Genomic DNA, 11,079 nt, shown 5'->3' with positions numbered 1-11,079 from the left:
ATGATTATGGGGATACACGGTTGATTATAGACAGCGAGTTTAATTATCCCGAGCTTTCCTGGGGATGCTATACGAAAGAGCCGGTCACCGTTTCCAACGGATACTCCCGGAAGGTTTATACGAAGCTGGGCAATGAGGAATAGGTCAAAAAAAGTCGGATATCCCGCAGAATATTACGGGGTATCTGACTTTGTTTTTTTACCGGAATGAGGTCTGGGCGGGGAGGCTTTCTTTTTGGGGATTTTTTCTCCCTTTAATATAAGCGGCGGCTCCGGCAGTACGGGGGATTTGATTTTATCCCGTGCGAATTCCAGGTAGAAGCTCTGAATTTTCAGTTTATTTTCCTCGTACATATCCAGAGCCTGGTAAAGCTCCTTGTAATAGCCGAACAGGATACGTTTGGTGCGGATGGTTTCCCGCAGGTCGATTTTGCTGTCCACCAGACTGCCCTTTGTTTTTACATAGTAATAAATGGGCCTGGTCTCCACGCGGATATTGGAAACGTATTTCAGGTATTCCAGATTGAATTTGAAATCCTCGCACCAGTCCAGCTCACGGGAAAAGAACAGCGCGTTGTCCCGTATGATATCCATGCGGTAAAATTTATTCCAGGTGACGCCGTAATAGAAATTGGCGGGGGATTTCATCATATATCTGGCAAACTCCGCCCTGCTCATCAGGCTGGACGCTGGAATATGGCCCTTGATCCAGATTTTTCTGCCAATGACGCGGTAATAATCGGTGATTACCATTTCCGAACCGGTCTGCATAGCCTTCAGCAGGATTTCCGTGGCGTCCCGTGTAATCCAGTCGTCCGCATCCACAAACTGTATGTATTCCCCGCGGGCCAGCTGCAGCCCCAGGTTCCGGCTTTCCGACACACCGGAATTTTCCTTGCGTACAACGCGCAGGCGGGAATCCTTTTTCTGGTATTTGTCAAGGATGACGCGGCTGTGATCGGTGCTGCCGTCGTCCACTGCGATAATTTCCAGATGGGAATAGGTCTGCCTGAGCACGCTGCACAGACAGCGTTCCAGGGTTTGCTCCCGGTTATATATGGGAATAATAATGGTAATCAGAGGATTTTCCAATTCCATGCTCTGCCTCTCTTAGTTTTATTTTGCTGTTAAAGCAGCAGTTTTGTTCACGTCCCGCTTTGCTGATGCGGTATGGCTTCGTAACTGTTGCGCTGAACGGACAGTTATATGGCCTGAATTAATGCTGTATCTATTTTAGCATGAGGGAGGGGAAGGAAACAAGAAGAAAAGATGTATGCAACAGCGCGGTCATCCCGGTGCGGGCTGGCCGGGTGCGGAAGCATTGCTATGGGAGGAAGATTGTGGTACAATGAACTGGTTTACAGGAACCGCACCAGTTCCTGGCAGGAACTGGTGGAAAGTAATTGCCGGCCCTTTGGCTGCCGGCAGGGAGGAGCTTTTATTATATGAAGAAAGGCGTTTTATACACGATTTTAGGAGCGTTGGCGGCTGCTGTAGCGTTTATTTATTATTATGTGACACTGCCGGCCATCAATATTCATTCCAGCGGGTTCTGGTTTTTCATCATGGCGGCGATTGTGGCTGTGATGGTGGTTTATACGATCCGCAAGGCGGGAAAGGATATGGCGGGAACGGGAGGCGTGGCCCTGCGTTTCAGCCTGAAGGAGCATAAGCCTTTAAAATTTTTGGGAATCCTGCTGCTTTTACTGCTGGCTGCTTATGTAATCGGAAGCATTCTGTCTTCCCCTATCGTCAATGCGAAGAAGTACCAGCAGCTTTTAACGTTGGAAACCCGGAATTTTACGGATGATATCAAGGAAGTGGATTACCGCACGATCCCCCTTTTGGATAAGGATTCGGCTGCGCTTCTGGGAGACAGGAAAATGGGCAGCCTGGTGGAGATGGTGTCCCAGTTTGAGGTGGCGGATGACTATACCCAGATTAACGTAAACGGCGTTCCGGTACGTGTGACGCCGCTGGTATATGCCAGCCCTATTAAGTGGCTGACCAACCAGAAGAACGGAATCCCGGCTTATATGCGTATTGATATGACCACTCAGGATACAGAATGTGTGATGCTGGACGAAGGAATTAAATATTCCAAATCCGAATATTTTAACCGCAATCTTTACAGGCATCTTCGCTTCCAGTTCCCGACCTACATTTTCGGTGACCAGATTTTCTTTGAAATCGATGATAACGGCGTGCCATACTGGGTATGCCCCGTGAAGAAATTCAATATCGGGCTGTTTGGCGGCGAGACCGTGGGAAGAGTGGTGCTCTGCAATGCGGTAACCGGAGAATGCACGGATTACGACGTAGAGGATGTTCCACAGTGGATTGATAAGGTGTATTCCGCAGAGCTTCTGATGCAGCTGTATGATTATCATGGCATGTATCAGCATGGTTTCTTCAACAGCGTGCTGGGACAGAAGGACTGCCTGGTGACCACTAATGGCTACAACTATATTGCGCTGGATGACGATGTCTGGGTATATACGGGCATTACCTCCGTAAACGGTGACCAGTCTAATGTAGGCTTTGTGCTCATAAATCAGAGAACCATGGAAACCAGATTTTACAGGGTGGAGGGCGCCACGGAAATGTCCGCCATGTCCTCTGCGGAAGGGCAGGTACAGAACCTGGGCTACCGGGCCACCTTCCCCCTGCTTTTGAACATTGCGGATGAACCCACTTATTTCATGGCTCTGAAGGATGCCGCAGGCCTGGTGAAAAAATACGCCATGGTAAACGTGCAGAAGTACCAGTGGGTGGCCATCGGAGATACTATACAGGCCTGTGAGAAGAGTTACAACGAACTGCTGAGCACTAACGGCATCGTAAGCCAGAATACTGAAGCATATGTGGATGTTTCTGGCATAATTGAATCCATTTCCCCCGTGGTTCTGGAAGGAACCACCCATTATTACATCTGCATCAAGGGAAATGAGAATATTTTTGATGTGGATCTGTCGGATGACAGCCTGATTGGAATCGTCCGCTACAATCCCGGAGACTCTATCAAATTCCAGTATAAAGACGAAGGCGGCCTGAATCCGGTTAAGACCCTGGAGTAAATTGGCTGCCAGGCGCCGGATAGAGTGACAAAGCTATTGACATTTCCCGGGAAAAAGGATAGAATAATCCCTAGTTTCCGGGGAATTTCAGAAGATTTTCACCGGCAGAAGTAAAAAGAGCAAGAGACATGGAAGAGGAGTAATAAGGAACCTGGCCTTTTCAGAGAGCCGCCGGATGGTGCGAGGCGGTAAGGAGAAGTCCCCAACTCGCCTTGGAGTCCTCCGGGGGAAGCCTGTTCATGCAGGAGCAGGAAAGTAGTCCGGAGCGGGAATTCCCGTTACAGAACAATAAGTGCGTACCGGTTTGCAGTCAAAGCAGACGGTACGAATTAGAGTGGTACCACGGAAACAAGCCCTTTCGTCTCTAACCAGGAAGAAAGGGCTTTTGTTATGCAGCGGGACAGCCTGTATGCGGTTATTGTTACGAGGTAATTTTAACAGCGCGGCAGTTGCCCGCCAGCTTTTAAACGGCAGTAAAAAGGAGGAAGCTATGGCAGCACCATACAATCACAGAGAGATTGAAGAAAAATGGCGTAAGGAGTGGGAGGCCCATCCCATCAACGTCAACGACGGAAAGAAACCCAAATACTACTGTCTGGACATGTTTCCCTATCCTTCAGGAAACGGACTTCATGTAGGGCATTGGAGAGGCTATGTCATTTCCGATGTGTGGAGCCGTTATAAAATGTTAAACGGCGGCCATTATATCATTCATCCCATGGGCTGGGACGCATTCGGCCTTCCCGCAGAAAATTATGCGATTAAAATGGGAGTTCATCCCGCTGTATCCACGGCGGACAACGTATCCAAAATCAAGAGCCAGATCAAGCAGATCGCCGCTCTGTATGACTGGGATATGGAAGTCAATACCACCGATCCGAATTTCTATAAGTGGACCCAGTGGATTTTTGTAAAAATGTTCAAGGCAGGGCTGGCATATGAGAAGGAAATGCCCATCAACTGGTGTCCTTCCTGTAAGACGGGCCTGGCCAACGAAGAAGTGGTAAACGGCAAATGTGAACGCTGCGGCGCCGAGGTTACCAAGAAGAACCTGAAGCAGTGGATGCTGAAAATCACAGCCTACGCGGATCGCCTGCTGAACGATCTGGACAAGCTTGACTGGCCGGAAAAGGTAAAGAAGATGCAGACCGACTGGATCGGTAAATCCCACGGCGCTGAAGTGGATTTCCCGGTAGAGGGCAGCGATGAGAAGATCACCGTTTACACCACAAGGCCGGATACCCTCCATGGGGCGACCTTTATGGTCCTGGCTCCGGAGCATGCGCTGGCGGCAAAGCTTGCTACCCCTGAAAATAAGGAAGCCGTGGAAAAATATATCTACGAGGCATCCATGAAATCCAACGTGGACAGGCTTCAGGATAAGGAAAAAACCGGCGTGTTTACGGGAACCTATGCCATCAATCCTTTAAACGGCGCAAAGGTTCCGATCTGGCTTTCCGATTACGTGCTTGCAGATTATGGCACGGGCGCGATTATGTGCGTTCCCGCCCATGATGACAGAGACTTTGAATTTGCCAGAAAATTCAATATTCCTATTATCCAGGTAATTGCCAAGGATGGTAAGGAAATCGAAAATATGGAAGAAGCCTATACGGATGCTTCCGGCACCATGATCAATTCCGGTGAATGGAACGGCATGGAAAGCGCGGTGCTCAAGAAAGAAGCACCTGTGATGATTGAAAAAATGGGAATTGGCCGCAAAACAGTTAACTATAAGCTGCGTGACTGGGTATTCTCCCGCCAGCGTTACTGGGGCGAGCCTATCCCGATTGTTCACTGCCCGAAGTGCGGCTGCGTACCGGTGCCGGAGGATCAGCTTCCGCTGCTTCTTCCCGAGGTGGAATCCTATCAGCCTACAGGAACGGGAGAATCCCCTCTGGCCGACATTGACTGGTGGGTAAATACCACCTGCCCTGTCTGCGGCGCGCCTGCGAAGAGAGAGACCAATACCATGCCTCAGTGGGCCGGCTCCTCCTGGTACTTCCTCCGCTATGTGGACAACAAAAACGACAAGGAACTGGTGAGCCGCGAGAAAGCGGACAAATATCTGCCGGTTGATATGTATATCGGCGGTGTGGAGCATGCGGTGCTTCATCTGCTGTATTCCCGTTTCTACACCAAGTTCCTGTGTGATATCGGCGTAATCGATTTTGACGAACCTTTTGTCAAGCTGTTCAATCAGGGTATGATTACCGGAAAGAACGGCATCAAGATGAGCAAGTCCAAAGGAAACGTGGTGTCCCCGGATGATCTGGTAAGAGACTACGGCTGTGACTCCCTGCGTATGTACGAACTGTTCGTAGGGCCGCCGGAGCTTGACAGCGAATGGGACGACAGAGGAATCGACGGCGTAAACCGTTTCCTGAACCGTTTCTGGAATCTGGTTATGGACAATAAGGACAGCGGCGTGCAGGCCACGAAGGAAATGGTGAAGGTACGCCACAAAATGATCCATGAAATCACCACCAGATTGGAAAACTTCAGCCTCAATACGGTAATTTCCGGCTTTATGGAATATACCAACAAAATGGTGGATATGGCAAGAAACGGCGGCATCGACAAGGAAACACTGCAGACGGCAGTAATCCTTCTGGCTCCTTTTGCACCGCATATCGGTGAAGAGCTGTGGCGTCAGCTGGGCGGAACTGATTCCGTATTCCATGCGGTATGGCCCGTAGCCGACAAGGCGGCCATGGCGGATGACGAAAAGGAAGTGGCAGTTCAGGTGAACGGCAAAACCAAGCTGGTTGTCACCGTACCTGTTGATATCAGCAAGGAAGACGCCATTGCGGAAGGCAAGAAAGCGCTGGAAGCAGCAGGCAAGCTGAGCGGCACTGTGGTAAAGGAAATTTATGTTCCGGGCAAGATTATTAATATTGTTGTAAAGCCTTAATACGGCTGAATAAAAGGGCTTACCGGAAACTCTCCGGCAGGCCCTTTTGTATCTGCTGAGGAAATAAATGCGGCTTATGAACGGCAGAGTCAGAGAATGCCGCAAGCCGGAGATTAAACAATAGAGGCTGGTTTAGTAAAATGTCGGAGACAGGAGCTGTTATGAAGGGAGCAAAAATGAGTACAGTACTTATAATAAGAGGATGATATGGATCTGCAGGAGGGGCTGGCTTACTCCCTGGAAGCGGAAGGCTATTCGATCATTGCGGCTTCGACCATGGAAGAGGGGGAAGAGCAGTTTAGAAAAAACGCCTGTGATCTCATTCTTCTGGACTGCAACCTGCCTGACGGGAGCGGCTTTGAGTTCTGCTAACGGATCCGCCGCCTGGCACAGACGCCTGTGCTGATGCTCACCGCCCGGGATTCCGAGCTGGACGAGGTGAAGGCCCTGAATCTGGGAGCGGACGACTACCTGACTAAGCCCTTTTCCCTTTCGGCCACATTTACCTCTACCTCTCCGCCAAGGCCCCGGTTCCACCTTCCGCCATTACCGCAGCCCTCCTCCTCCAAACCCTTTCCATCCCCGACATCATGTCCTCTCCCCATTTCTATACATATTTCACAGAAAAATCACAGTTCCACCAACATTTTTACACATTTTGGGAATACATTTATTTTTAGAGTTGCCGTGCTGCGGCCGTGATGCTTTCCTGCGGGGCTGCGTTTCCGTGGGGGCGTTTCCGGGGGCTTTGGCCCGGCATGCTGGATCCGGCTGGGGCGGCGGGGGTTTTTCCGGATCCCTCTATGCCATGGAGATGAGACTGAAAATTGTGGAAGGCTTTCCTGACACAATTTTTGCCCCAGGCTCATCGCAATGCCCGGCATAACGGGATCCGGAAAAACCCCCGCCGCCCCAGCCGGATCCAACATGCCGGGCCAAAGCCCCCGGAAACGCCCCCACGGAAACGCAGCCCCGCAGGAGTGCACCACGGCTCCACCCCACCGGCACCCAAAAATAATAGGAGGACAAAAAGATGATAGAAGTCAGTCATCTGGTGAAAAAATACGGCAGCCACTATGCTGTCAACGACCTTTCTTTCCGTGTGGAAAAGGGCCAGATCTATGGATTCCTGGGTCCCAACGGCGCGGGAAAATCGACTACGATGAATATTATTACCGGCTATCTGGCCCCCACCGCAGGCGAGGTAAAGATAAACGGCCATGATATGATGAAGGAGCCGGAGGAGGCCAAACGCTGCATCGGCTACCTGCCGGAAATGCCCCCTGTTTACCCTGATATGACGGTGGGAGAATACCTGCGTTTTGCGGCGCAGCTGAAACGGATTCCTTCCGGGAAACGGGAGGAGAGCATAGAAGAGGTCATGAAAATGACCCGCATCCTGGATATGAAGGACCGCCTGATACGCAACCTGTCCAAGGGCTATAAACAGAGGGTGGGGCTTTCCCAAGCGCTGCTTGGCTCGCCGGAGGTCATTATTCTGGATGAGCCTACCGTTGGCCTGGATCCCAAGCAGATTATTGAAATCCGCGATCTGATTAAAAGCCTGAAGGATAAGCATACGGTCATTTTAAGCTCCCATATCCTGTCCGAGGTCAGCGCGATCTGCGACCAGATCCTGATTATTTCCAAAGGCAGCCTGGCGGCCTGTGATACGCCGGAAGGGCTTACCAGACTGATGACGGGCGAGGAGGAGCTGGAAATTACCGTAAAGGGCACCCTGGAGGAGCTGCAGTCCGTTCTTAACGGCCTGGAAGAGATTGAGGGCAGCAGCCTGGAAAAAATATCGGAAACGCAGACAAAGGCGGCCATTAAAACAGGGGAGGACTGCGATATACGGGAAAAGCTTTTTTATCTGCTTGCAGATGCGCGCCTGCCTCTAATGGATATGCATGTTACCGCCAAGTCACTGGAGGATATTTTCCTGGAACTGACGGATTCGGAAAAAAATACCGGGGAAAAAGTCGGAGAAGCAGTCGGCAGGAAAAAGCTGCGCCTGGGACGTAAAAAAGAAGAAGCGGCAGAAGCGGAAGAATCAGAAGAAGCGGAAGAAGCGCAGGAGGGTACGGACAATGACAGCGATTTATAAAAGAGAATTGAAAGCTTATTTCTGTTCCATGACAGGCTGGCTGTTCCTGGCGGCCAATATTTTCCTGTCAGGCCTGTACTTTTTTGCCCTGAACCTGCGTTTCGGATATTCCAGCATGGCGAACACGGTGTACAGCATTCTTTTTCTGCTGCTGATAACCGTTCCGCTTCTGACGATGCGCATGATGTCTGAGGAACGCAGACAGAAAACGGATCAGTTGATCCTTACCTCCCCGGTATCCGTGGGAAAAGTGGTGCTTGGGAAATATCTGGCGGCGGCTACGATTTTTACCATATCCACCCTTGTGATAGCGGTGTACCCGCTGATTCTTTCCCGGTTCGGGACGGTATCCTTCGGAGAAAGCTATACGGCGCTGTTGGCTTATTATCTGTACGGCTTAAGCTGCATAGCCATCGGCTTATTCATTTCTTCTGTGACGGAAAGCCAGGTCATCGCTGCGGTTCTGAGTTTCGGGGCGCTGTTTTTGGGATATATGATGAGCAGCATTACCGGTCTGATTTCTTCCACAGGGAATCTGCTTACCAGAATACTGAATGTATATGATATGACCAGCCGCCTGGAAAATATGATGCAGGGGACGCTGGAGCTGAAATCGGTGCTTTACTTTATTACATTTACCGTGGTATTCCTCTTTCTCACGGTTCAGTCGGTACAGAAGAGACGTTATCAGGTTTCCGTAAAAAGCCTGCAGATGGGGGCCTACAGCACAGGGATGATCGCCATAGTGCTGGTGGCGGCAGTATTTTTAAATCTGGCGGCAGGAGAGCTGCCGGCCCGTTTTACCTCCATTGACATGACGGCGGAAAAACTTTATTCTCTCACGGATACGTCGGAAGAGCTTGCAAGGAATCTGTCGGAGGATGTGACAATCTACATACTGCAGTCTGAAGAAAAGCAGGACACCACCCTGAAGCAAACGCTGGATCGGTATACGGACCTTTCAGGACATATCAGGGTGGAGTATAAGGATCCGGTGGTAAACCCGAATTTTTATAAAGACTACACGGATGGCAATATCAGCATGAATTCCCTCATTGTGGTCAGTGACAAGCGGTTCAAGGTAATCAATTACAGCGATATATATGAAACGCAGGTGGATTATACCACCTACAGCAGCACGGTGACGGGGTATGACGGAGAAGGACAGATCACAAGCGCCCTGGCCTATGTGACCAGCGACGACATGCCTGTGCTGTATACGCTGGAGGGGCAGGATGAGCTTACGCTTTCCACCGCATTCCAGAATGGGCTGACAAAGCAGAATGTAGCGCTTCAATCCATCAATCTCCTTACCCAGGAGAGCGTGCCGGAGGATGCCCAGGGAGTGCTGATTATGGCGCCTGTCAGCGATATTTCGTCCGACGATGCGGATAAGTTGGTTGCCTATCTGGATAAAGGCGGGAAGATTTTGATGACCACCTCCTATGTGGATGATTTTGCTGCATCCATGCCGAACCTGCAGAAGGTTCTTGATTACTTCGGGCTGTCCGTGGTAAACGGGCTTGTGCTGGAGGGAGATTCCTCCATGTGCTATCAGCAGCCCACCTACCTGCTGCCGGAGGTAGCTTATGATTCCCTCACAAACGGCGTAGCAGGCAAAAAATATATTTTCATGCCTTATGCCCAGGGCATTACATCGCAGGAGACGGAGGGTGTGAGCATAACCCCTCTGCTCACCACTTCAGCGTCCTCCTATTCCAAGACCGATATCAATCAGGCGCAGACGGTAAATATGGAAGACGGCGACGCGGCAGGCCCCTTTGACGTGGGCGTTCATGCGGAAAAGACACTGGAGGAAGGCACAGCGCAGCTGACGCTGTTCACCTCGGAAAATCTGTTTACGGACAATGCAAATACCATGGTGGCGGATGCCAACCTGACGCTGTTTACCAATGTTGTAGCCTCCATGTCCGACAGTGAGGTGAGCGTATCCGTTCCCGTGAAATCCTATGAAGCCTCTGTAATCACGGTGAATGACGGCACGGCCTTTACCATCGGTTCCGTTCTGATGCTGTTCCTGCCTCTGGGGCTGATTGTCGCAGGTATTTTTGTATGGGCCGGAAGGAGGAAACGCTGATGAAAAAGAAAAGAATCCAGCTGATTGTTCTGATTATTATCTGCCTGCTCAGCATAGGCGCCTATTTTCTCGTCAAGCATCTTGATTTAAGCGAAACAGAGGAAACGGCGCCGGAAACTGCTGTGGTTACGAATTTTTCTTCCGGGGAGGTAAAGTCAATTTCCGTAACAGGAGCCCATACCCTGAATTTTGTGAAGGAGGATGACACCTGGTACAATGCGGACGACCGGGAAATGAATCTGGATCAGACAGAGATCAGCGCGCTTATAAACAATATCGATCATATCACCACGGATACAGTGGTGGAAACTCCGGAAAATCTGGCGGAATACGGGCTGGATAATCCGGCAGGTACAATAACCGCCGGCCTGGGAAACGGCTCCAGCGTAATTCTTCATGTGGGAAACAAGAATGATATTACCGGGGATTACTATGTCCGCCTGGAAGGAAATTCCCAGGTTTATGCGGTAAGCTCCTATATCGTTACCGCCTTTGACAGGGAACCGGCAGATTTTATTGAAGAGACGCCTGAAACGACAGAAGAAAGCACGGAAGCCCCTGCTGAAACCGAAACGGAAACGCCGGCTGAGAACGGTGAAGAAACAGCCTCCGCAGAGAATTAAAAATACAGGCTGCAAAGAGCATTTGTCCGTCCGTCACAGCTCCGGCTTTGGCGGGCGGACGTTTTTTTGAAGCTATAAAGCTGCCGGTGTTATGGCTCTGTACAAAAATGAATACTTGTCTTCAGAAAGTATACAGTCCAGCTAAGAAATGTCAATAGGTAAAATGAAAAATGTTTACAAAGTTTTTTTCAAGCAGCTGATGTAAAAAAGGGTAACCTTAATAAACCCATTGCCATGGGATTTTAAAATGTAATTCAAATC

8 protein-coding genes, 1 pseudogene and 1 other annotated feature are annotated in these 11,079 nt (G+C 50.2%); of the genes and pseudogenes, 8 read left to right on the top strand and 1 reads right to left on the bottom strand.

What is annotated here, in order from left to right; genetic code table 11:
* The first annotated feature begins 20 nt into the window (after positions 1 to 20).
* Positions 21 to 143: a hypothetical protein gene (locus FYJ45_RS31560; protein ID WP_268890978.1), complete on the top strand. Its 123-nt coding sequence runs from the start codon at positions 21 to 23 to the stop codon at positions 141 to 143.
* 30 nt (positions 144 to 173) lie between these two features.
* Here the strand turns inward: FYJ45_RS31560 and FYJ45_RS25500 are convergent, their stop codons facing one another.
* Positions 174 to 1,097, bottom strand: a complete 924-nt coding sequence (locus FYJ45_RS25500) for a glycosyltransferase family 2 protein (protein WP_235931015.1) — start codon at positions 1,095 to 1,097, stop codon at positions 174 to 176.
* Positions 1,098 to 1,325: 228 nt separating this feature from the next.
* Between FYJ45_RS25500 and FYJ45_RS31555 the strand changes: the two genes are divergently transcribed.
* The 7 genes and pseudogenes from FYJ45_RS31555 to FYJ45_RS25465 all read left to right on the top strand — a co-directional run bounded on the left by FYJ45_RS31555 (position 1,326) and on the right by FYJ45_RS25465 (position 10,818).
* Positions 1,326 to 1,448, top strand: coding sequence for a hypothetical protein (locus FYJ45_RS31555; RefSeq protein WP_268890977.1), 123 nt, complete (start codon positions 1,326 to 1,328; stop codon positions 1,446 to 1,448).
* Complete coding sequence (locus tag FYJ45_RS25495) at positions 1,445 to 3,076, top strand: CvpA family protein (protein ID WP_154467896.1); 1,632 nt, start codon at positions 1,445 to 1,447, stop codon at positions 3,074 to 3,076. Before FYJ45_RS31555 ends, FYJ45_RS25495 begins: the two co-directional genes overlap by 4 nt.
* A gap of 120 nt (positions 3,077 to 3,196) precedes the next feature.
* Positions 3,197 to 3,445, top strand: a binding site (T-box leader).
* A 121-nt stretch (positions 3,446 to 3,566) separates the two neighbouring features.
* The gene (leuS, locus tag FYJ45_RS25490) at positions 3,567 to 5,990 is read left to right on the top strand and encodes a leucine--tRNA ligase (protein ID WP_154467895.1); all 2,424 of its coding nucleotides are present in this window, start codon (positions 3,567 to 3,569) and stop codon (positions 5,988 to 5,990) included.
* A gap of 207 nt (positions 5,991 to 6,197) precedes the next feature.
* Positions 6,198 to 6,692 (top strand): annotated as a pseudogene (locus tag FYJ45_RS32430) (response regulator).
* 331 nt (positions 6,693 to 7,023) lie between these two features.
* Positions 7,024 to 8,097 (top strand): ABC transporter ATP-binding protein, encoded by a 1,074-nt coding sequence (locus FYJ45_RS25475; RefSeq protein ID WP_154467889.1) that lies wholly within the window; start codon positions 7,024 to 7,026, stop codon positions 8,095 to 8,097.
* Entirely contained in the window at positions 8,081 to 10,195 is a 2,115-nt protein-coding gene (locus FYJ45_RS25470; RefSeq protein ID WP_154467887.1) for a Gldg family protein, read from the top strand. The genes FYJ45_RS25475 and FYJ45_RS25470 overlap by 17 nt, the downstream gene beginning before the upstream one ends.
* Positions 10,195 to 10,818 carry a DUF4340 domain-containing protein gene (locus FYJ45_RS25465; RefSeq protein WP_195841983.1) on the top strand — a complete coding sequence of 208 codons (624 nt, stop codon included), beginning with the start codon at positions 10,195 to 10,197 and terminating at the stop codon, positions 10,816 to 10,818. Before FYJ45_RS25470 ends, FYJ45_RS25465 begins: the two co-directional genes overlap by 1 nt.
* Positions 10,819 to 11,079: the final 261 nt, after the last annotated feature.

The organism is Eisenbergiella porci (assembly GCF_009696275.1).
Lineage (GTDB): Bacteria > Bacillota > Clostridia > Lachnospirales > Lachnospiraceae > Eisenbergiella > Eisenbergiella porci.
The sequence above is the reverse complement of the archived record's forward strand: the minus strand, read 5'-3'. Positions and strand labels throughout refer to the sequence as shown.